Source organism: Massilia luteola, assembly GCF_034420155.1.
Taxonomy (GTDB): Bacteria; Pseudomonadota; Gammaproteobacteria; order Burkholderiales; family Burkholderiaceae_D; genus Telluria; species Telluria luteola.
In genome coordinates, this window is sequence record NZ_JAXOFN010000013.1 from 33,838 (window position 1) to 54,598 (window position 20,761).

General features: G+C 67.3%; 18 protein-coding genes. 12 read left to right on the forward strand and 6 right to left on the reverse strand.

The features are described 5' to 3' along the window. Positions 1-19 precede the first annotated feature (19 nt). The 4 genes from U9J41_RS14665 to U9J41_RS14680 form a co-directional block, all read right to left on the reverse strand. Positions 20-502: a hypothetical protein gene (locus U9J41_RS14665; protein WP_322402935.1), complete on the reverse strand. Its 483-nt coding sequence runs from the start codon at positions 500-502 to the stop codon at positions 20-22. 20 nt (positions 503-522) lie between these two features. Continuing rightward, on the reverse strand, positions 523-2,004 hold the full coding sequence (locus U9J41_RS14670; protein ID WP_322402936.1) for a hypothetical protein: 1,482 nt from the start codon (positions 2,002-2,004) through the stop codon (positions 523-525). Beyond that, positions 2,001-3,497 (reverse strand): hypothetical protein, encoded by a 1,497-nt coding sequence (locus tag U9J41_RS14675; RefSeq protein ID WP_322402937.1) that lies wholly within the window; start codon positions 3,495-3,497, stop codon positions 2,001-2,003. Before U9J41_RS14675 ends, U9J41_RS14670 begins: the two co-directional genes overlap by 4 nt. A gap of 134 nt (positions 3,498-3,631) precedes the next feature. Next, positions 3,632-4,174: a DUF3828 domain-containing protein gene (locus tag U9J41_RS14680; RefSeq protein WP_322402938.1), complete on the reverse strand. Its 543-nt coding sequence runs from the start codon at positions 4,172-4,174 to the stop codon at positions 3,632-3,634. 113 nt (positions 4,175-4,287) lie between these two features. Here U9J41_RS14680 and U9J41_RS14685 point away from each other — a divergent pair, with 113 nt between their 5' ends. From U9J41_RS14685 to U9J41_RS14715, 7 genes are all read left to right on the forward strand, one after another. Beyond that, a complete protein-coding gene (locus U9J41_RS14685) occupies positions 4,288-5,325 on the forward strand; it encodes a M29 family metallopeptidase (protein ID WP_322402939.1) in 1,038 nt (345 codons plus the stop codon). 45 nt (positions 5,326-5,370) lie between these two features. After that, a complete protein-coding gene (locus U9J41_RS14690; protein WP_322402940.1) occupies positions 5,371-6,045 on the forward strand; it encodes a phytanoyl-CoA dioxygenase family protein in 675 nt (224 codons plus the stop codon). Positions 6,046-6,067: 22 nt separating this feature from the next. Further along, the gene (locus U9J41_RS14695; RefSeq protein WP_322403038.1) at positions 6,068-6,208 is read left to right on the forward strand and encodes a hypothetical protein; all 141 of its coding nucleotides are present in this window, start codon (positions 6,068-6,070) and stop codon (positions 6,206-6,208) included. Positions 6,209-6,293: 85 nt separating this feature from the next. Then, the gene (locus U9J41_RS14700) at positions 6,294-7,580 is read left to right on the forward strand and encodes a type II toxin-antitoxin system HipA family toxin (protein ID WP_322402941.1); all 1,287 of its coding nucleotides are present in this window, start codon (positions 6,294-6,296) and stop codon (positions 7,578-7,580) included. Further along, positions 7,577-8,128, forward strand: a complete 552-nt coding sequence (locus U9J41_RS14705; RefSeq protein WP_322402942.1) for a helix-turn-helix transcriptional regulator — start codon at positions 7,577-7,579, stop codon at positions 8,126-8,128. Before U9J41_RS14700 ends, U9J41_RS14705 begins: the two co-directional genes overlap by 4 nt. A gap of 224 nt (positions 8,129-8,352) precedes the next feature. Next, positions 8,353-9,222 (forward strand): NmrA family NAD(P)-binding protein, encoded by an 870-nt coding sequence (locus U9J41_RS14710; protein WP_322402943.1) that lies wholly within the window; start codon positions 8,353-8,355, stop codon positions 9,220-9,222. Positions 9,223-9,432: 210 nt separating this feature from the next. Then, positions 9,433-10,710, forward strand: a complete 1,278-nt coding sequence (locus tag U9J41_RS14715) for a glucan 1,4-alpha-maltotetraohydrolase domain-containing protein (protein WP_322402944.1) — start codon at positions 9,433-9,435, stop codon at positions 10,708-10,710. Between the two features lie 13 nt (positions 10,711-10,723). Here the strand turns inward: U9J41_RS14715 and U9J41_RS14720 are convergent, their stop codons facing one another. After that, positions 10,724-11,929 (reverse strand): GGDEF domain-containing protein, encoded by a 1,206-nt coding sequence (locus U9J41_RS14720; RefSeq protein ID WP_322402945.1) that lies wholly within the window; start codon positions 11,927-11,929, stop codon positions 10,724-10,726. Positions 11,930-12,085: 156 nt separating this feature from the next. On the opposite strand from U9J41_RS14720, the gene lplT reads away from it, so the two are divergent. The 5 genes from lplT (at position 12,086) to U9J41_RS14745 (ending at position 19,225) form a co-directional block, all read left to right on the forward strand. Further along, positions 12,086-13,324 carry a lysophospholipid transporter LplT gene (gene lplT / locus U9J41_RS14725; RefSeq protein WP_322402946.1) on the forward strand — a complete coding sequence of 413 codons (1,239 nt, stop codon included), beginning with the start codon at positions 12,086-12,088 and terminating at the stop codon, positions 13,322-13,324. 216 nt (positions 13,325-13,540) lie between these two features. Beyond that, positions 13,541-15,889, forward strand: coding sequence for a M1 family metallopeptidase (locus U9J41_RS14730; RefSeq protein WP_322402947.1), 2,349 nt, complete (start codon positions 13,541-13,543; stop codon positions 15,887-15,889). 14 nt (positions 15,890-15,903) lie between these two features. Further along, on the forward strand, positions 15,904-16,389 hold the full coding sequence (locus U9J41_RS14735; RefSeq protein WP_322402948.1) for a DUF6702 family protein: 486 nt from the start codon (positions 15,904-15,906) through the stop codon (positions 16,387-16,389). Then, positions 16,386-18,425 (forward strand): TonB-dependent receptor, encoded by a 2,040-nt coding sequence (locus U9J41_RS14740; protein WP_322402949.1) that lies wholly within the window; start codon positions 16,386-16,388, stop codon positions 18,423-18,425. The genes U9J41_RS14735 and U9J41_RS14740 overlap by 4 nt, the downstream gene beginning before the upstream one ends. Before the next feature lie 47 nt (positions 18,426-18,472). After that, entirely contained in the window at positions 18,473-19,225 is a 753-nt protein-coding gene (locus U9J41_RS14745) for a 2OG-Fe dioxygenase family protein (protein WP_322402950.1), read from the forward strand. Positions 19,226-19,492: 267 nt separating this feature from the next. Here the strand turns inward: U9J41_RS14745 and U9J41_RS14750 are convergent, their stop codons facing one another. Next, on the reverse strand, positions 19,493-20,743 hold the full coding sequence (locus U9J41_RS14750) for a DUF1501 domain-containing protein (RefSeq protein WP_322402951.1): 1,251 nt from the start codon (positions 20,741-20,743) through the stop codon (positions 19,493-19,495). Between the last annotated feature and the right edge of the window lie 18 nt (positions 20,744-20,761).

The following is a 20,761-nucleotide window of genomic DNA, read 5'->3' on the forward strand; positions in this document are numbered from 1 at the left end:
TCTCTTTGAAAGCGTGGCGTCAGCGGCGGCCGACGAAGAAGGCCGCGACCAGCGTGACGACGCCGACGACGACCAGCGGTCCGGTGATCGCCGGGGTCAGGTATCGGCTCGCATTGACGATGGCCAGCACCACGGCGGCGGACAGGAAGCCCATGCCGACGAACAGCAGCCAGCCCGCGCTCCCGGCCGCCGACGGCGCCACGCGCTTGACGACGAGGTGGTGCACGTACGCGTTCCGCACGAAAAAGTAAATCACCAGCAGCACGACGAAGGCCACGGCGCCGATCGCCATGTCGCGCCCGGCCGTGTCGCGCAGCGGCGCCGCGCTCGTGTTGGTGGCGCCGCCGGGTGCGATCTCGACGGGCTGCGTCGCGGTGTCGGGCGTCGTCTTCGGCAGGCCGTCCTGCGGTGTGTTGGCCGCCTGGCCGGGCAGCTTGAAGCCGGGATCGGTGCCGGCGGTGTCCGGTGCCGGCTGGCTCGGTTTGGTCTGGGCGTTCTGCATGATCGCTTTCCTGGGTGGGTTCATCGGCCGAGCCGCACCTGCGCGCCTTCGCGCAGGTCGAGCAGCTGGTGGCCGAACAAGGTCGTCTTCAGGCGGGCCACTTCAATGCCCGCCTTGTCGTAGATCGGTTGCGTGGCGCCCGCCCGCGTGTGCACGGTGCGCAGTTCGTCTTCCACGATGAGCTGCACGCGGCGCGGCCGGCCGTAGGCATACGCGGCGCCCGCGGCGGCGGCCAGCAGCGCCAGGCCGCCGCCGAGGAGCAGCACGAGCGGCCCCGCGCCGTAATGCACGTGCACCTCGACGGGCAGCACGGCCGTCGACGCCTGGATGTCGGCCGGCGGCGTGAAGATGTCGGGCAGCGGATCGCCCGGGAACAGCGCGGCCATGCGATCGCGGAACGCCTGCGACAATTCCAGCTTCTGGTCGTGCAGGTGCAGCTCGATCCGGCCCGGCAGCACGTACGCCGACCCGGCCGACTTCAGCGCCGCCAGCGACCATTTGCCCGGCAGCTGCGCCACCGGCAGCTGCATGGTCGACGCCAGCGGTTCGGCGCGGCCGGGCGCCAGCCGCGCGACGGTGGCCGTGCGCAGCACGATCGGACGGTTCTCGCCGCCGAGCACGGAGCGCGCGGAGATGGCCGCGCCGGCGATCGTGTACGGATAGATCGTGTTTTCCAGCTGCCACAGGATCGTCGCGCTGGGCGTGCGCGCATCGGGCGCCACGTCCGCGCGCAGCCGGCCCGCCGCGTCCATCGAGAACTCGACGCCGGGCGCGTTCTCGACCTTGCGCGGCACGAGGCGCACCGTGTCGCGGTCGAGCGGTTTCAGGCGCGCGGGCGGTTCCGTGATGACCTGCCGGATGCGGCCCGCCGCGAGCATCGCGTCGAGGGCGCGCGCGCCGTCCTGGCCGACGGCGAACACATAGACCATCAGGCCGTTGGCGTGATAGTGCTGGCCCGCGACCGGCATGCGCAGCGGGAAGGCGAGCGCGGTCGTGATGGCCGCGCCGCGGTGGATCAGCGCATAGAATTCGCGGTTGCGGCGCGCGGTCGCCTGGTCGTTGTTCGGGCTGTTGCGGTTGTTCGTCACGAGCCAGACGAGACCCGGTTTCCCTCCCAGCACGCGGCTGATGGTCGTCTCCGCGGCCTCGCCGAGGTCGGTGTCGGCCAGCGCCGCGCCGCCGGGCTTGCGCGCCGTTTCCAGCCCGGCCAGCGCGGCCCGCACGTGCGCGGCCGTGGCGTTGTCGACCTGCTCGGACAGCAGCGCGCGCGGCGACGGCGCGCCGGGCAGCGACTGGTTGAACGCGGCCAGCACGAACGCGTCGCCCGGCCGCGCGACGCTGCCCGCGAGGGCCGCCACCAGCGGCTTGAATTGCGAATGCGGGTCGGTGTAGAACGGCTCCATCCATCCCGAGTTCTGCACGAGCACCACTTGCGGCACGGCCCATGCGGCGCCAGTGCCGAGCAGCGCGAGGAGCCAGACGAAGAGGCGGGCGGCCCTCACGTCGGCGCGTCCAAATTCCAGCCGCGGATCCGGTTCCAGTCGGGGTGGTGCAGCCACAGGCGGTTGGCATAGACGAAGGGCACGCATTCGAGCGGCCGCGCGAGGCGCGCCACTTCGTCCAGGATCACGTTGCGCCGGCCGATCCACTCCACCGTGGTGCGGGCGATCACGCGGTTGGCCAGCGCGTCTTCGGCGCGGCCCGTGTATTTGTGGAAGCGCAGCACGAGTCCGCTGGGCTGGCTGCGGTTGTTGTTAAAGCCGCGCAGCAGCGGCAGGACGAGGGAGTCGTCTTCGTGCTGGTCCTCGACGTGCTCGCCGGACCACGGTTCGTCGACGACCGGATGGCCGCGCCGGAACAGCAGGTTCGCGAAGCCGAGGCGCGCGCCGTCGATCGGTTCGCGCTGCGGACGTTCGGTGCCCAGTTCGAGGAAGGAGTACGACTGGCCGTCGTGCCCGATCAGCCACATGCGGCCGTCGCGGCTCAGCGTGGGGCCGCCGAGGTCGAGGCTGGGCAGCCAGGTGTCCGGCCACGCGAGCCAGCGCGGCGCATCGCCGGGACGCCACACGAGCTGGCCCTCGCCGTGCAGCCAGAACAGCTGGCCGTCGTAGCCGATGGGCCGCGTCCAGCCGGACAGCGGCAGCGCGCCGCAATCGAATTGCGGGCCGGGCGCCAGGTCGGCGCCGAGCGCGCACAGGCCCAGCGCGCCGCCCGGATTGCGCACCAGGACGCCCAGCTGGCGCCGCATCATGCCGGGCGCGGCGACCACCGGCGCGGCCAGCACGGCTTGCGTGCGGCACGTCTCGCTGACCGGGTTGATGCCCAGCCGGTACAGCCCGTGCGCGGTGGGCACGAGCGCCACGTCGCCGCGGCGCGCCGGCACCTGCAGGTACGGCATCGGCAGCCAGCCGTAATCGGACGCGCCGAACGCCAGATCGGCCGTGCCCTCTTCCGGCATCAGCACGTGCCAGACGTGGGCCAGCGGGTCCCAGTACTGCAGCACGCCGCGCCCGGGCGCCAGCGCGAGCAGGCGCTGTTCGGGGAAGCCGCAGGTGGCGGCCGCGAACACGCAGTGGGCATTCGGCGGCGGCGGCATCGCGGCGTCGAAGCGTCCGACGTCCGGTGCGGGCGGGCGTTCCTCGAGGCTGTCGCCCAGCGCCAGCGACGTCACGGGCAAGCCGTGCGGCACGTGCCGGGGCAGCAGCGCGTCCGCATGCGGCCCCCACCAGTCGGGCCGGCGCTCCTGCGCGGCGCCGAGCCGTTCGAGCGGACGGCCGCAGTCGGGGCAGAAGGCGAACCCCTCGGGATAGATGGCCGCGTGGTCGCAGGACAGCGGCAGCGACGCGCCGAGCAGGTGCGCGCAATCGGCCAGGCGGCCGCGTGCCTGGGCCTGCCAGTCGATCCGGCCCAGGCCGTCGCTGGAGGCCAGCTCGAACTGCCCGCTGCGCTCATCCTCCAGCCAGATGCTGGTCGGCGTTTCCCATCGGTATGCCATGCGCTCCCACCGTCGATTCGTCAAAAGGGATCGCGGCCCGCAAACCTGGGGCCGTTATCGTTTTGGAATCATAGCGCCGTGATCAAGCCCATGGCGCCCTGTTCACGGAGTAGCGTGTGGCTGTGCTTCCGGGATCAAATGATGGATCGGCCGGGGGAACTTTCGGGCAGGTCCAATGCCGCCCGGCTCACCTGGCGGATCTTCCACGTGCCGTTGTCCAGCACCATCGCCAGCACCAGTTCGTGCTTCGCGTCGCCGTCGCCGTCCAGCGTGACGAGGACGTCGGCGCTGCGCGCCTGGCGGCGCAGCGTGACGGCCTGCACGCGGCCGCGCAGCCAGGCGCCCCGGATGCGCGCCGACTGCAGGAAGTAGTCGCCCGCCGTGCGTCCGGCGCCGGTCGCCTGCAGGCGCCTGAGCAGCTGCTCGACGAGGGGCTTCGCGACGTACGTATTCAAGCGTTCGTAACGGTCGCTGAGGGGATCCTGGTCGGCGTCGAGCGCCTCCAGATACCAGCCGTAGAATTCCGCGGCCACGGCCTCCGGCGCGCGTACCGCGGCGGCCGGCGCGTGCGCGGCGCCTGGCGCCGCCGGCAGCGGTCCCGCCAGACCCGCCAGCGCGGCCGCCAGCAGCAGGCCGGCCGATTTACGTTTGAGAAAATTTCCTTTATGAATCAACATGATGACGCTCCTGACAGCCAGACTGTGCAGCAATCCGGCCAAGTGCTTCGTGAGCTGCCGCAAGCGTACGGGCGACGTATAATGCCGGGTTGTCCGCCCCGCCCGCCCATGCCATGACGTCCACCGACACCCTGCCCGCCGCTTCCATCGACGCCGCCACCGCGCACCTGCGCGACGTGCTCGCGATCGCGCTCGACCACACCCACGAGCGGCGCGCGCTGGTCGTGTACGACAGCCGCACGGCACTGGCCCGCGGCCTCGTCGAGGCTTACCGCCGCAACCTGCCCGGCGCGACGTTCGTCGACTTCGACAGCGTCGCGCCCGACGCGGTGCTGGCGACCTTCCGCACGCTCGCGCCGCAGGACCTCGTCGTGCTCGTGCAGTCGACGAACTTCCGCCTGGACGGCTTCCGCCTGCGCGTGGAATTGTTCAAGCTGGGACTGAAAGTGATCGAGCACGTGCACCTGTCGCGCATGCCGGGCGCGCAGGGCGAGCACTACGTCGAGGCGCTGGCCTACGATCCCGCCTACTTCCGCGGCGTCGGCCACGCGCTGAAGGCCCGCATCGACCGCGCCCGCCGCGCCGAGGTGCATGGCGGCGGCGACGTCCTCACGTTCGACTCGCCGCTGGAAAGCGCGAAGCTGAACGTGGGCGACTACGGCGCGATGAACAACGTCGGCGGCCAGTTCCCGATCGGCGAGGTGTTCACGGAAGCGCGGGACCTGGAAGCCGTCAGCGGCCGCGCCCAGGTCCACGTGTTCGGCGACACCTCGTACCTCGTCAACCGGCCGGATGCTCCCATCACCCTCGTCATCGACAAGGGACGCGTCGCCGGCACGGAAAACGCGACGCCGGCCTTCCAGGAAGTCCTCGACATCATCCGCCGCGACGAGGGCGAGGTGTGGGTGCGCGAACTGGGCTTCGGCATGAACCGCGCCTTCACGCGCGAGCGCCGCGTGGACGACATCGGCACGTACGAGCGCATGTGCGGCATCCACCTGTCGCTGGGCGCCAAGCACGGCGTGTACGCCAAGCCCGGCTTCAAGCGCAAGGACGCGCGCTACCACATCGACGTGTTCGTCGTGACGAACGCCGTGTACCTGGACGACGAGCGCGTGTATGCGGACGGGGCGTGGACGGTGGCCGGCTGAGCCGTCTTTATCTACAATGGCATGGTCACTCAACCGGACCATGCCATGCTCACTACCGCACAACGCGAGCAGTACCAGCACGACGGCTACATCGTCATCCCGAATTTCAAGAGCCGCGACGAGATCGCGCGCCTGCGCGCACGCGCCGGCGAGATCGTCGACGCGTTCGACCCTGCCGAATCGCGCGCCGTCTTCACGACGCGCGACCAGGCCAGCGCCAGCGACGCCTGGTTCCTCGGCTCCGACAACACGATCCGCTGCTTCTTCGAAGAGGAAGCCTTCGGCCCGGACGGCCGGCTGAAACAGGCCAAGGCGCTGTCGATCAACAAGATCGGCCACGCGATGCACGACCTCGACCCCGTATTCGACGCCTTCACGCACGACGCGACGCTGGCGGCCGTCGCGCGCGACCTCGGCCTGGAACAGCCGCAGGTATGGCAATCGATGTACATCTTCAAGCAGCCGGGCATCGGCGGCGAAGTGCGCTGGCACCAGGACGCGACGTTTTTTGACTCCACGCCAATCAGCGTGACGACCTTCTGGTTCGCGCTGGAAGACGCGACGATCGAAAACGGCTGCCTGTGGGTGGAACCGGGCGGCCACCGCGGCCCGCTGCGCGAACGCTTCCTGCGCGACGGCGCCGCCATCACGATGGAAAAGCTGGACGGCACGCCGTGGCCGGACGACAGCACGGCGGTGCCGCTCGAGGAAGGCCGGTGACCTCGTCTGCTTCCACGGCCTGCTGCCGCACTACAGCGCGCCGAACCGCTCGAGCGTGTCGCGGCATGCGTTCACCTTGCACGCGACGGATGCGCGGACCGCGTATTCGCCGCGCAACTGGATCCAGCGGGATGCGAGTTTGCCGGTGCGGGGGTTCGACTGATTCGTCAGTTTTGCTATACTTTATCAGTACCTTTTAATGCACTTTTAGCGCAACCGGCAAGCTTGTCCTTGCGTGAAAGCCGAACATGGACTGTCACATCGAGATTTTTCACGAAGGCCAATGGGTAGAAGCGGCGCAGGCCAGCTTTTCCGATGTGGTGCGCAACGGCTTCCGCGCGAGCGACTGCGTGTTCGAATACGACCTGCATTATGCGTTCGGCGATGCGCCACCGCCGATCTCGCTGGCGTTTCCGGTAGACGCCGACTGGCACGCACTGCAAGCCTGGCCTGCGTTTTTGTACGACCTGGTCCCGCAAGGCAATGGCCGCCGATTTCTGCTCGACCGATTGCAGCTGCCCGACGCGCAGGCATCCGATTTGCCCTTGCTGTGTTCCGGTGCCTTCAATCCGATCGGACGGCTGCGGGTCCGCGAAGCCGTCGATTACTTCGAGCAGCACCGAGAGCGCCATGGACTCGCTGCAGATGGTTTCGAATTCGACGAACTGCTCGCGCGCGCGCCCGAGTTTCACGAGGCGATGATGGTGCACGGCATGCTGGCTGCCGGCGGCACCGGCATCCAGGGCGTCGCGCCCAAATATCTGTTGACGGAAGCGCATGACGGAAAATGGTATCCGGACGCAGCGCTTTCCGACGTCCGGGCGAGACGCCACTACATCGTCAAACGCCCGCGTGGACCTTCCGAGGCCGATCGAAAAGTGTTGCGGAATGAAGCACGCTACATGGCGGTCGCACACCGCTTGGGCATCCGTACCTTCGACCTGCCCGTGCTGCACGGCGAGATGCTGTTCATTCCGCGATTCGACCGCCACGCCATGGACGGACAGGTACTGCGTTTCCACCAGGAGAGCGCCGCGTCGATCGCCGGCCTGGGCGGATTCGGCATCCAGGCCGATCAGTTCAGGTTGTTGGCGGCGATACGTCGCGTCGTCGATGATCCGATCGAGGAGACGATCGAGTTCATCCAGCGCGACGTGCTCAATCTGGCGATGAGAAATACAGACAATCATGCTCGCAACACCGCCGTCCAGACCGTCGATGGCGTCACCCGCCTCACGCCGCTGTTCGATTTCGCCCCGATGTACCTCGACCCGGAAGGCATTACCCGTGCGGCGCGCTGGTATCACCCCGGCACGGGCAAGGAATTACAACGCTGGGAAGACGTCCTGCCGTATCTGGATTTATCGGCATCGGAACGTCGCCAACTGGTCGAGTCACTGGTGGGGTTCGCTGGAAAGCTCGCATCCCTGCCGGACTGTATGCGCGACGTCGGCGTCGACGAGGACATCGTCGGCTTCGTTACACCCGGCATTGCGGCACAACGCACCCAACTTCTGACATTGAGAGCGTCATGAGCAAACGGAAACCAATGGACAAGGCGCAGGCCCGTGAACGCCGCAACCGTCTTCTGGAATCGGCCGCCGCGGCCGAATTATCGCTCACCGAGGGTGTACGCGAAATGCGCGCGATCGCCGGGATGACGCAGGAAGAATTCGCGCGTCATCGCGATGTCAGTGCACGTGTCATCAAGGCGCTCGAGTTAGGCCAAGGCAATCCCACCGTGGCCACGTTGAATCGCATTGGTCAGTTCTTCGGCCTGGAGGTGGCATTCGTGCCGGTCGCGCGAACGCGGACAAATGACAAACGCGACATACCCACGGATACGGGAACAGGACCGGTCGGCCCTCACGTGCAAATCCCGAAAAACGACATGGACCGCCGATTAGCCAACGCAATCAAGATATTGCACGATCAGCTGGCTCTCCTCGATGACGTGCACAAGGACATGCGGGCCACGATCGACGTATCTCCCGCCAGGGACAGCGCGCCGGAAGTTGCTGGCGACACATCCACCGCGAACGATGCATCCGATTGCAGGAAAAAAAAGCGCCGGTCCTCCTGACTTGTTTTCATACGGCCGGCCACGGCCCGCCGATTGACGGTAAGCACGGCGCTACCCGTCAATGGCAAGCAACCACTCCTGACAAGAACTGTCAGGAGTCCACGTTAAGATTGTCGCCTCGTCATTCCACCGGAACGCGGCGGCGCCATCGATCTCCCCTTTCGAAAGGGCGAAGCCGGCACCACCTTGGCGGCGTTCCGCACCGAACACGAAAGGAGAACATCATGCACATCATCATCGGAGGTACCGGCCACGTCGGCTCGGCCACGGCGCGCGCGCTGTTGCGCCGGGGCGAGCCCGTCACGGTCGTCACGCGCAACGCCGGCCACGCGGCCGACCTCAGGAACGCCGGGGCGAAGATCGCCGTGGCCGACGTGCGCGACGTGCCGGCGCTGCGCGCGATCTTGCGCACGGGCACGACCGCGTTGCTGCTGAATCCGCCCGCCGCCCCGTTCACCGACACGGATGCCGTCGAGCGCGCGAATGCCGCGGCCATCGTCGACGCGGTCACGGGCTCGGGATTGCGCAAGGCCGTTGCGGTCTCGACGTTCGGCGCGCGTCCCGGCGAGCCGTGCGGCGACCTGACCGTGCTGTTCGAATTCGAAGAGAAGCTGCGGGCGCAGGCGGTTCCCGTCGCCGTCAACCGCGGTGCCTACTACATGAGCAACTGGGCCGACATGCTCGATACCGTGCGCCACCGCGGCAAGCTGCCGAGTTTCTTTCCGACCGACGTCGCCATCCCGATGGTCGCGCCGGATGACCTGGGCGAAGCCGCCGCCCGCCGGCTGATGGAACCGGCCGACCAGGCCGACATCCGCTACATCGAGGGGCCGCGGCGGTACACGCCGCGCGACGTCGCCGACGCGTTCGCGCACGCGCTCGACAGGCCGGTCGACGTCGAGGTCATCCCCCGCCACGCGTGGGAGCAGACGTTCCGGCAGCTCGGGTTTTCCACCGAAGCGGCGCGCTCCTACGCCTGCATGACGGGCACCGTGCTGGACGAGCAGGACCGCTGGCCGGACACGCCCGTGCGCGGCCCGACGACGCTCGAGGACTTCATCCACGGCGTGCTCGATCGGCGCCAAGGCAATTGAGCTCGCACAAGCCACAAGTATTAAAACTACACGCAATATGCGAATTGCATTGACATGAAAATACGTGTGGCTAACAATCCTCCCCGTCGGGCGCAAAAAACACCAGAATGACCGCCCGGTACGTAGTAAAAGTACCTAGCTGAGCCGCGGACTTTTGCACGACCTCCGTTGCCGGCCGGGACCTTACCCGTATCACATCGGAGGAGAAGCATGAAGAAGAGCACCATCGTCGCCCTGCTCGCGGCAGGCATGATGACGTCCATGGCCGCCGCCACCCAGGCGGCCACCCCCACCCAGCAGGCCGGCGGCAGCACGGCCATCGTCCTGCAGGGTTTTCACTGGAACTCGGCCAATTATGCCGGCCCGGACTGGTACAACACGCTGCTGAACAATGTCGGCGACTTAAGCAGCATGGGATTCACCCACGTGTGGTTCCCGCCGCCGTCGGATTCCGCCGCCAAGCAAGGCTATCTGCCGCGCCAGCTGAACAAGCTCGATTCCAGTTACGGCAGCGCGGCCGAACTGACGAACGTCGTCTCCGCATTCAAGAACAAGGGCGTCAAATCGATCGTCGACGTCGTCGTCAACCACCGCGTGGGCACCACGGGCTGGTCCGATTTCACGAATCCGAACTGGACCACCTATTCCATCGTCAATAACGACGAGTGCAACTGCGGCCTGGGCGCGGCCGATACGGGCCAGGGCTTTTCCGGCGGGCGCGATCTGGCGCACACGAATGTGGGCGAAGTCCAGAACGGCATCATCAACTGGCTGAACTACACGCTGAAGCCGGTGGGCTTCTCGGGCCTGCGCTTCGACTACGTGAAAGGCTTTTCCGCCAGCTACGTCGGCCAGTACGCGAACGCGTTCGCGCCCGATTTCTGCGTCGGCGAGATGTGGCCCGACTCGTTCGACCTGAACAACCTGGACGCCAACCGCCAGGCCATCATGAACTGGATTAACGGCACCGGCAACAGCTGCGGCGCGTTCGACTTCACGACCAAGGGCATCCTCAACGATGCCCTCGCCAACGGCAATTACTGGCGCCTGAAGGCGGCCGACGGCAAGCCGCAGGGCGCCATCGGCTGGTGGCCGGCGATGTCGGTGACCTTCGTCGACAACCACGACACCGGCCCGGCCGAGAGCTGCGGCACGGGCCAGAACCTGTGGCCGGTGCCGTGCGGCTCGGTGCTGGAAGGCTACGCCTACATCCTGACCCATCCGGGCATCCCGACCGTCTTCTACCCGCACATCTACAACTGGAATCTCAAGACGCAGATCGCGGCGCTGATGGCGGCCCGCAAGAATGCGGGCGTGACGTCGACGTCGGCGGTCGCCATCCAGCAGGCCACGCAGGGCCTGTACGCGGCCATCGTCACCGGCACGACGCACCAGCTGGCGATGAAGATCGGCCCGAACAGCTGGAGCCCGGGCGCCGGCTGGACGCTGCAGACCTCCGGCAACAACTACGCCGTCTGGATGAAATGAGCGGCGCCGCGGCTCAGGCGACCACCGCCTGCAGCCGCACCACCTGGCCGCGGCCCGCGAGGTCGCGGCCATGCACGCTGACGCGGTTGCGGCCGTGCTGCTTGGCGTGGTACAGCGCCTCGTCCGCGCGGCGCAGGATGTCTTCCCACTTGTGATCCTGCCCGTCCAGCGCGGCCACGCCCACGCTGATGGTCATCGTGACCTCCTGGCCGTCGACGGCCAGCGTGGCCGCGGCCACCGCCTCGCGCAGGCGTTCGGCGATGCCGCACACCGCACCGAGGTTTTCGCCGGCGACCAGCACCGCGAATTCCTCGCCGCCGATGCGGAACAGGGCGTCGTAGCCGCGCAGCACGCGCGCCGACAGCGCCGTCACATGGCGGATCGCCGTGTCGCCCACGCCGTGGCCGTGGCGGTCGTTGATGGGCTTGAAGTGGTCGATGTCGAACGTGATGAAGAACATGGCCGAGCCGGTGCGCCGGCAGCGGCGGAATTCGCGCGTGGCGATGTCGTGCAGGGCGCGCCGGTTCAGCCAGCCGGTCAGCACGTCCGTCAGCGATGCGCGGCGCAGCGCCAGCGTCTGCTGATGGGTCACGATCAGCGCGCAGCACATCGTCGCCAGCGACACGTACAGCAGCGTCGCCAGCGCGCCCGACGTGCGGACGTACTGGCCGTACATCGGGTTCGACGGGTCGCTCGCGGCCGCGGCCATGACGGCCAGCCGCACGACCTGCTGCAGCGCGGCCAACAGCTGCAACATGATCAGCGGCAGGTACGATGCGCGCACCTCGTCTTCGCCCCGGCGCCACAGCAGCCGGGCGGCGGCCAGGTCGATCGCGCAGACGATGGGCGTGAACGCCAGCAGCCGGGCCAGCGGCGCGCCCTGCATGACGGGCAGCGCGTGTACCGCCAGCACGCCCGACACGAAGGCCGCGCCCCATCCCCAGCGCGGCGCAAGGTGCAGGTGGCGCCGGATGCCGGCCAGCATGCCGAAGTGGCCGCCGATGTAGAACGCGTTGACGCAGGCGCCGACGACGATGGGGCTCGCCGCCAGGTGCAGGCCGATTGCGCCCATCATATTGCTGAACGCGAAGAGGACGGCGGCGAGCGTCCAGTCGACGAGGCAGGTCTGGCGCGCACTGGCCAGGTAGAGCAGCCCCATGCTGGCCGCCATGGTCAGCGCGGCGAGCGCGGCAGCCACGGTAAGTGTGTACGCATCCATCTTTTCCCCTTGGTCAACGATGATGTCGCCGCCCCAACTTTAATTCCATAAGTATAAAACTATTGTCCATATGTAAATCTAACCAATTATTGCAGTCACAACCTTTAAGCCAAGCGAAACCGGCGCCCGCCATGGCTGTGATATAAGAATGGCCCCATGAATGCCGCTTTCTTCGCAATCGTCGGCGCCCAGTTCTTTTCGTCGCTGGCGGACAGCGCCCTGTTCATCCTGTGCGTGTCGCTGATCGCCACACTCTCTTTTCCGCAGTGGATGACGCCGCTCCTCAAGATGGGCTTCGTCCTGTCGTACATCGTGCTGGCGCCGTTCGCCGGCGCCTTCGCCGACCGCTTTCCCAAGGGCCGCGTGATGCTGCTCACGAACACGGTCAAAATGGCCGGCTGTGCGCTGATCCTGGCCAAGGCCAATCCCCTGCTCGCCTACGGCATCGTGGGCCTCGGCGCGTCCGCCTATTCGCCGGCCAAGTACGGCATCCTGGCCGAGGTGCTGCCGCCGCGCCGGCTCGTGGCGGCGAACGGCTGGATCGAGGGGACGACCGTGCTGGCCATGATCCTCGGCACGGTGCTGGGCGGCGTCATCTCCGCCAATCCGCACGCGATCGCCTGGCTGCTGCAGCTGCGCGCCTCCCTCACCTTGCCGTGGCAGGCCACGCCGGTCGGCATGGCGGTGGCCGTGATCGTCATGACCTACCTGCTCGCGACGCTCCTGAACCTGCCCGTGATGCACGCCGGCGCGCGCCCGCCCGGCGTGCGCCGCACGCTGCCCGCGCTGCTTCCCGCCCTGCTGGCCGATTTCTATCGCTGCAACCGCTCGCTGTGGCGCGACCGCGAAGGCCGCATCTCGCTCGGCGTGACGTCGCTGTTCTGGGGCAGCGGCATGGTCCTGCAGGTGCTGCTTCTGACGTGGGCGCAGAACGTCCTCGGCCTCACGCTCGACCGCGCCGCCGCACTGCAGGGCGTATTCGCGCTCGGGGTCGCGCTGGGCGCGGCCATCGCCGGCAAGGCCGTGCCGCTCGTGCGCTCGCTGGCCGTCATGCCGCTCGGCGCCGTGATGGGCGCCGGCTTGTGCGCCATGGTCTGGGTGCATTCGGTGCGGGCGGCGCTGCCGCTGCTGCTGGCGATCGGCGTCCTGGCCGGCCTGTTCGTCGTGCCGATGAACGCGATCCTGCAGCACCGCGGCCACCGCCTGATGAGCGCCGGCCAGTCGATCGCCGTGCAGAACTTCAACGAGAACCTGGCCATCCTCGCGATGACGTCCAGCTACGCGCTGGCCCTCCAGGCGCGCCTGCGGATCGACACCGTGCTCGTGTTGCTGGGCATGCTGATCGTGCTCGTCACGGTCGGCCTGCGCGGGCTGGCGGCGCGGCGCGACGGCTGAACGGTGTCCGCGTTCGTGTCCGTTGCGTGTCCGCTGATGTGTCCGCGTGTCCGACCGTGTCGAATGCACCACGCCCAGCCGTTTGTAACAGGCTTGTTACAAATCAAACGGGCTAATGGCTGAAAGGCAAGACTAGAATATTTTCCTTCTTTCAACCATGAATGCAGGGTAAATATGATACGTTTCCCGATCGGACTGGCGGCCCTATGCCTCACCATGTCGGCAATCGCGGCGGAACCTTTCGACGACAAATTCCGCCAGCTCGACGAATTGCTGCCGACGCCCACCTCCATCCGCACCGCTTCCGGCGCCCCGGGACACGCCTACTGGCAGCAACGCGCCGACTATGCGATCCGCGCCACGCTGGACGAAGGCAAGCGCGCCATCAGCGGCACCGAGACGATCACGTATCACAACAATTCACCCGACACCCTGTCGTACCTGTGGGTCCAGCTCGACCAGAACATCTACAAGCGCGACTCCGACGCGCGCATGACGGCGACCGTGCCGTCGCGCGACGCCTGGGCCAAGGCGCGCGGGCCGGAAGACGGCTATAAATTCGACGCCCTGCGCTCGGTGCTGGAAAAACGCACGTTCGACGGCGGCTTCAGGATCGCCGGCGTGAAGGATGCGAGCGGCCATCCGCTGCACGTCGTCATCAACCGCACGATGATGCGCATCGACCTGCCGCAGCCGCTCAAGGCCGGCGCGAAGCTGGCGTTCTCGATCGACTGGAGCTACAACATCAACGAGCAGAAAGTGCTCGGCGGCCGCTCCGGCTACGAAAAATTCGACGAGGACACGAACGACCTGTTCGAGATCGCCCAGTGGTTCCCGCGCATGGCCGCGTACTACGACGTGACGGGCTGGCAGCACAAGCAATTCCTCGGCACGGGCGAATTCACGCTGGAATTCGGCGACTACGACGTGCAGCTGACCGTCCCGGCCGACCACATCGTGGCCGGCACCGGCGAGCTGCAGAACCCGGGCGACGTGCTCACGTCCGCCCAGCGCCAGCGCCTGGAGCAGGCGCGCACCGCGACCAAACCGGTCGTCATCGTCACCCAGGCGGAAGCGGAAGCGAAGGAAAAGACGCGTGCAAGCGGCACGAAGACGTGGCATTTCCGCGCGAAGAACGTGCGCGATTTCGCGTGGGCGTCGAGCCGCAAGTTCATCTGGGACGCGCAGGGCTTCAAGAAGGACGCGACCAATGTGCTGGCGCAGTCGTTCTACCCGAAGGAAGGCAACCCGCTGTGGGAAAAATACTCGACGGCCGCCGTGATCCATACGATCGCCGAGTACAACAAGTATTCGTTCGACTATCCGTACCCGGTCGCGATTTCCGTGAACGGCCCGGTGGGCGGCATGGAATACCCGATGATCTGCTTTAACGGGCCGCGTCCGACCAGGGACAAGAAGACGGGCGAGCTCACGTACTCCAGCCGCATCAAGTATGGCCTGATCAGCGTCGTGATCCACGAGGTGGGCCACAACTACTTCCCGATGATCGTCAACTCCGACGAGCGCCAGTGGACGTGGATGGACGAGGGCCTGAACAGCTTCCTGCAATACCTGGCGGAGCAAGCCTGGGAAGAGCACTACCCGCAGTCGCGCGGCGAACCGCGCGTCATCGGCGACTACATGAAGAGCACCAACCAGGTGCCGATCATGACGAACTCGGAATCCATCGCCGCCCTCGGCTACAACGCCTATGCGAAACCGACGGCCGCGCTGATCGTCCTGCGCGAGACGGTGCTGGGCCGCGAACTGTTCGACTTCGCCTTCCGCGAATACGCCCAGCGCTGGAAATTCAAGCGCCCCACGCCGGCCGATTTCTTCCGCACGATGGAAGACGCGTCCGGCACGGACCTCGACTGGTTCTGGCGCGGCTGGTTCTACACGACCGACCACGTGGACGTGAGCGTGGACGGCATCAGCGAATACACGGTCGGAACGAAAGACCCGGCGATCGAAAAGGCGTGGAAGAAGGCGCAGCACGACGCCGCGCCGATCTCGATCACGGACCAGCGCAACAAGGGCACTTTGCCGCGCCGCGTCGACGCGCATCCGGAACTGAAGGATTTCTATAACGAGCATGACGAGTACACGGTCACGAACCACGACCGCAACAAGTACAACGAAGCGCTCGAAGGCCTGGACGACTGGGAAAAGAACCTGCTGAAGGAAGGCAAGCACCTGTACCTCGTCGACTTCAGCAACCTCGGCGGCCTCGTGACGCCGCTCGTGCTGGAGATCACGCTTGCGAGCGGCAAGAAATACGTCGAACGCATCCCGGCCGAGGTGTGGCGCTACACGCCGAAGAAGATCACGAAGCTGATCATCACGGACGAGCCCATGGTCGCGCTGACGCAGGACCCGTACTGGGAAACGGCGGACACGGATACCGGCAACAACAGCTGGCCGCGCAAGGCGACCCCGTCGCGCCTGGAGCTGTTCAAGACCCAGCACGACCAGCCGGACCTGATGAAGGACTTCAACGAAAAGCTGAAGACCGGGGACGAGAAGGCCGGGGCCGAGAAAGCCGTTACCCCGAAATCCGAATAGATATCGACACCGAGATGAACGTGCGCCGCTTCCTGGCCCTGCTGTGCGCCTTCGTGTGCGTCGGCGCCTCCGCGCACCGCTTCCACGCCGGCCTCACCGACATCAGCTACAACGCGCGGACCGGCAGTACGGAGGTCGTGCACACTTACATGGTGCACGACGTCGAAGCGTTGTTGACGGAACTGTACCAGCGCCCGTTCGACCTGTCCGATCCGGACGACCAGGCCGTGCTGCGCAAGTACGTCGACAAACAGTTCTGGCTGGCCGACAAGGACGGCCGCCGCCTGCCCCTCGCCTGGGTGGGCGTGACGGTCGACACGGACAGCGTCGTCGTGTTCCAGGAAGCGGTGCGCACGCCCGTCGTCACCGTCGCGACCATCCACGACGCCGTGCTGAGCGACTTCCTGCCCGACCAGCAGAACACCGTGAACCTGACGGCACACGGCAGCCTGCGCACGTTCGGTTTTACCGGCGGCCGCGCGGAACTCGCTGTCCAATGATGCGCACCATCCCGCCGCTGCTCGCCGCGCTGTGCCTGCACGCCAGCGCGTGGGCCGACGATCCGGTGATCCAGCGCGTGCTCGTCGAGGGCGCGCGCGCGAGCCAGCTCGGCATCGCGGACTCCGCCAGCGCCGGCACCGTCAACCAGAAGGAGCTGGCGATGCGCACCGTCTACCGGCCCGGCGAATTGCTGGAGGCGGCGCCGGGCCTGATCGTCAGCCAGCACAGCGGCGAAGGCAAGGCCAACCAGTTCTTCCTGCGCGGCTTCAACCTGGACCACGGCACCGACCTGGCCACCTGGCTCGACGACATGCCCGTCAACCAGCGCAGCCACGCACACGGCCAGGGCTGGACCGATCTGAACTTCCTGATTCCCGAGCTGACCGCGCGCCTCGACTACAAGAAGGGGCCCTACTCGGCGCGCGAAGGCGATTTCGCTTCGGCCGGCAGCGCGGCCATCACCTACGCCAACCGGCTCGCGCGCAACGTCGCCACCGTGAGCGCCGGCCAGGACGGCTATGCGCGCACGGCGCTGGCCGCGTCGCGCGAGACCGGCGGCGGCGTGCTGACGTATGCGCTGGAAGCCGTGCACAACGACGGTCCCTACAAGCATCCGGACGATTACCGGAAACTGAACGGCGTGCTGCGCTACAGCCGCGGCTATGCGAACAACGGCTGGAGCGTGACGGCGATGGCGTATCACGGCCGCTGGAATGCGACGGACCAGATTCCGCGGCGGACCGTGGCGGCCGGCCTGCTCGACCGCTTCGATGCCGTCGACCCGACCGACGGCGGCGCCGCGCAGCGCCTCAGCCTCTCGGGCGTGTGGCGCCGCACGGGCCAGGACGCGGCGTCGAAGGTCAGCGGCTACATCATCCGCAACCGGCTCGACCTTTGGTCCGACTTCACCTACTTCATGAACGACCCGGTCAATGGCGACCAGTTCGCCCAGCCGGACCGGCGCGTCACGAGCGGCTTCAATGCGACGCACAGCTGGCACGTGCACCGCGGCGAGACGGCGACGTCCGACATCACCGCCGGCGTCGACGCGCAGAACGACAATATCTTCAACGGCCTGTATGAAACCAGGGCGCGCCGCCTGCTGTCCGTCACGCGCGCGGACCACGTCGCCGAGACGAGTGCCGGCGCCTTCATCGAGAACGCCACGCGCTGGAACGGCTGGTTCCGCACGACGGTGGGCGTGCGCGCCGACGCTTACCGGTTCCGCGTGCGCAGCAGCCTCGCGGCGAATTCGGGCACGACGCGCGATGCGCTGGCCAGCCCGTCGGCCAACCTCGTGTTCGGGCCATGGCGCCAGACCGAGGTCTACGTGAACTATGGCGCGGGCTTCCACAGCAACGACGCGCGCGGCACCGTCACGACGGTCGACCCGAAAACGCTGGAAGCGCTCGGCACGACGCCGGGGCTCGTGCGCTCGCGCGGCATGGAACTGGGCCTGCGCACCGAGGCGATCCCAAAAATGCAGACGGCGGTATCCCTGTACCGCCTGGACTTCGATTCCGAGCTGACCTATGTCGGCGACGCGGGCACGACCGAAGCCGGCCCGCCCAGCCGCCGCATCGGCATCGAATTCTCGAATTACTATAAACCGTATAAATGGTTGTCCGTCGACTTCGACGCCGCCTACGCGCACGCGCGCTCGCGCGGCGCCGCGCCCGGGCAGGACCGCATCCCGGAAGCGATCGAAGGCGTCAGCCAGCTCGCGCTGACGGTGACCCGGATGGGCGCATGGGACGGCGCGCTGCGGCTGCGCTGGTTCGGCCCGCGGCCGCTCGTCGCGGACGACAGCGTGCGTTCGCGCGCCAGCACGACCTTGAACGGCCGCCTCGGCTACCGCGTCAACCGCACCGTGCGCGTGGAACTGGAAGGCTTCAACCTGACGAACCGGCGCGCGTCGGCGATCGATTACTACTACGCGTCGCAGCTGCGGGGAGAGGCGGCGCCGCGCGCGGACGTGCACTTTCACCCGATCGAGCCGCGCTCGTTCCGGCTCACGCTCGTCAAGAACTGGTAATGCCCGGCGGCGGCACGACGGCCCGGAAAAAGTGCTAGGCTAACGGGATGACAACACCGCAACCACCCTACACCGATCCGGCCCGCATCGCCGACGCCCTGCGCGGCGACGGCTATGCCCTGCTGCGCCCGGCCGACGTGGCGAAGCTGACCGGCTGCACGCTCGACGAGTTGATGGCACTGGCGCCAAGCTGGGAACGCCTGGAACAGGATAACTACCTCAAGGACGGCGGCCGCTATCGGCGCCGCCGGCACTCCTGCTTCGTCGACAGCGGCGACGGCCTCACGCAAAGCCCGCACCGCGCGCACTGGCAGCCGGTCGAGTACAACGCCCTGCACGGCGGCATGCACCGGCTGTTCGTGCCCATCGAACCGGCCACCGTCAGGCAACCGGCCTGGAACCGCCTGCTGCGCGCGCTGGGCGCCGTGTGCTCGCAAGTGAAAGGCCCGCAGACCTGGTACGTCGAAGCGCACCAATTCCGCATCGACACGGCCAACGGCATCGGCCGTCCCACGCCGGAAGGCGCGCACCGCGACGGCGTCGACTTCGTCGCCGTCATCCTGATCGGCCGCGAACACATCAAGGGCGGCGAAACGCGCGTGTTCGAGGCCCACGGTCCCCGCGGCCAGCGCTTCACGATGACGGAACCGTGGACGCTGCTGCTGCTGGACGACGCCGCCGTGATCCACGAATCGACGCCGATCCAGCCCGCAGGCGACAACGGCCACCGCGACACGCTGGTGCTGACCTGGCGCGCCGGCGCCTTCCAGGGCGACGACGCCGAGACGACCGGCGCCTGAATCTCCTCCGCGCGGCCACGATGGCCGCCGCCACCTCATCCCCCTATTTCACCGAAGGTATGCGCTGTCCCCGGACACCGCATGCGGCCAGAAATGTTAGCGTCGGACAAGTACAGATAAAAAAAAGCCCGCATCCTTGTCGGTGCGGGCTGAATCCAGAGTTTCGGAGAAAAACTGGAGGAGACAGTTCCTACTATAGCCCTATATTTTGTGCACCGCAATACGGTAGAACTACTATATGTAGAGGGCTACCTCTAGAGCAGGGCTCTATGCACCGACGATACGAAATCCAGCACGTTTTTGCGGCATTGCGGGAAAGACCTGTTCGAGACGTTTATCGTCTAACATTAAATGTTCTTCAGAAATCTGCGCTAACACCGAACGAAAATCGGTCGTGACGGGCAAATCGCGGCCCTCGTTCAGTTTCGCGTCGCTGACGCCTTCCCAGTCGCCGTAAACCTTACCTCCACGCACTTTTCCGCCCATGACCCACATCACATTGCCGTGACCATGATCCGTGCCGCCGTTGCCGTTCTCATGCGCCGTGCGGCCGAATTCCGACATCACGACGACGATCGTGTCGTCAAACAGCGGACCGAGCCGCTCGGCCAGCACGGCCAGGCCCTGCCCCAACGGTGCCAAACGATTGGCCAGCTGGCCGCTGGCCGCGCCCTGGTTCGCGTGCGTGTCCCAGCCGCCCAGCGCGACGAACGCCAGCTGGATGTTCGGGTCGTTGCGCATCAGGCCCGCCAGGCGCGCGGCATCGTCGGGAAAACCGTTCGGCAGCGGCGCGCCGCGGTCGGCGGCCTGCATGTCGCGGCTCATGTCGCCCTGCTCCAGCGCGCCCATGACTTCGCGGTGCGCCGCGCGTCCGTCCGCGTACGCGCGCCCGAAGCGCGGGTGGTTCGCATACAGTTCGTCGAACGCGGCCTTCGCGGCCGGCCGGTCGAGCAGGTCGGCGCGCGCCGCACCCGCGACGTTCGGCAGGTTCACGGCGGCCGCGCGGCCGGACAGGATGCGCGGCAGCACCGGGCCGATGCCCAGCAGCCGGCTGGGCGACTGCGGGCCGGGCAGCGCGCCCACGAGGCGGTTCATCCAGCCGTCCGGCGTGCTCTTGCGGCCGGGCGTCGCGGATTCCATGTAGTCCTGCGCGTCGAAGTGGGAACGCGTCGCGTCCGGCGAACCGCTGGCATGCACGAACGCCAGCCGGTTCGCGCGCCACAACGGCTGCAGGCTGGCCAGCGCGGGATGCAGGCCGAAGTAGCCGTCCAGGGCGAGCGCCCCGCCGTCCATGCCCGGCGCCGCCAGGCCGATCGTCGGCCGCAGGCGCAGATAGTTCTCGTCGCCGACGGGGGCGACGACGTTCAGGCCGTCGACGGCGCCGCGCAGCATCACGACGACGAGTTTTTTGCCGGTCGGGTTGGCGGCCGGCGCGCTGATGGCCCAGGCGCTGCGCCCCACGGGCAGCAGGATGCCGGCGCCCAGCGCCAGCGTATTGAGGAAGTGCCTGCGTTGCATGTCGTTCTCCCGGACGGA

Excerpts from the sequence above, each read along its gene's own strand:
- U9J41_RS14720 (WP_322402945.1), bottom strand. The coding sequence starts at position 11,929 with ATGGATGCGTACACACTTACCGTGGCTGCCGCGCTCGCCGCGCTGACC.
- U9J41_RS14715 (WP_322402944.1), top strand. The coding sequence starts at position 9,433 with ATGAAGAAGAGCACCATCGTCGCCCTGCTCGCGGCAGGCATGATGACG.
- lplT (WP_322402946.1), top strand. The coding sequence starts at position 12,086 with ATGAATGCCGCTTTCTTCGCAATCGTCGGCGCCCAGTTCTTTTCGTCG.
- U9J41_RS14700 (WP_322402941.1), top strand. The coding sequence starts at position 6,294 with ATGGACTGTCACATCGAGATTTTTCACGAAGGCCAATGGGTAGAAGCG.
- U9J41_RS14730 (WP_322402947.1), top strand. The coding sequence starts at position 13,541 with ATGTCGGCAATCGCGGCGGAACCTTTCGACGACAAATTCCGCCAGCTC.
- U9J41_RS14705 (WP_322402942.1), top strand. The coding sequence starts at position 7,577 with ATGAGCAAACGGAAACCAATGGACAAGGCGCAGGCCCGTGAACGCCGC.
- U9J41_RS14750 (WP_322402951.1), bottom strand. The coding sequence starts at position 20,743 with ATGCAACGCAGGCACTTCCTCAATACGCTGGCGCTGGGCGCCGGCATC.
- U9J41_RS14745 (WP_322402950.1), top strand. The coding sequence starts at position 18,473 with ATGACAACACCGCAACCACCCTACACCGATCCGGCCCGCATCGCCGAC.
- U9J41_RS14735 (WP_322402948.1), top strand. The coding sequence starts at position 15,904 with ATGAACGTGCGCCGCTTCCTGGCCCTGCTGTGCGCCTTCGTGTGCGTC.
- U9J41_RS14675 (WP_322402937.1), bottom strand. The coding sequence starts at position 3,497 with ATGGCATACCGATGGGAAACGCCGACCAGCATCTGGCTGGAGGATGAG.
- U9J41_RS14710 (WP_322402943.1), top strand. The coding sequence starts at position 8,353 with ATGCACATCATCATCGGAGGTACCGGCCACGTCGGCTCGGCCACGGCG.
- U9J41_RS14665 (WP_322402935.1), bottom strand. The coding sequence starts at position 502 with ATGCAGAACGCCCAGACCAAACCGAGCCAGCCGGCACCGGACACCGCC.
- U9J41_RS14740 (WP_322402949.1), top strand. The coding sequence starts at position 16,386 with ATGATGCGCACCATCCCGCCGCTGCTCGCCGCGCTGTGCCTGCACGCC.
- U9J41_RS14680 (WP_322402938.1), bottom strand. The coding sequence starts at position 4,174 with ATGTTGATTCATAAAGGAAATTTTCTCAAACGTAAATCGGCCGGCCTG.
- U9J41_RS14685 (WP_322402939.1), top strand. The coding sequence starts at position 4,288 with ATGACGTCCACCGACACCCTGCCCGCCGCTTCCATCGACGCCGCCACC.
- U9J41_RS14690 (WP_322402940.1), top strand. The coding sequence starts at position 5,371 with ATGCTCACTACCGCACAACGCGAGCAGTACCAGCACGACGGCTACATC.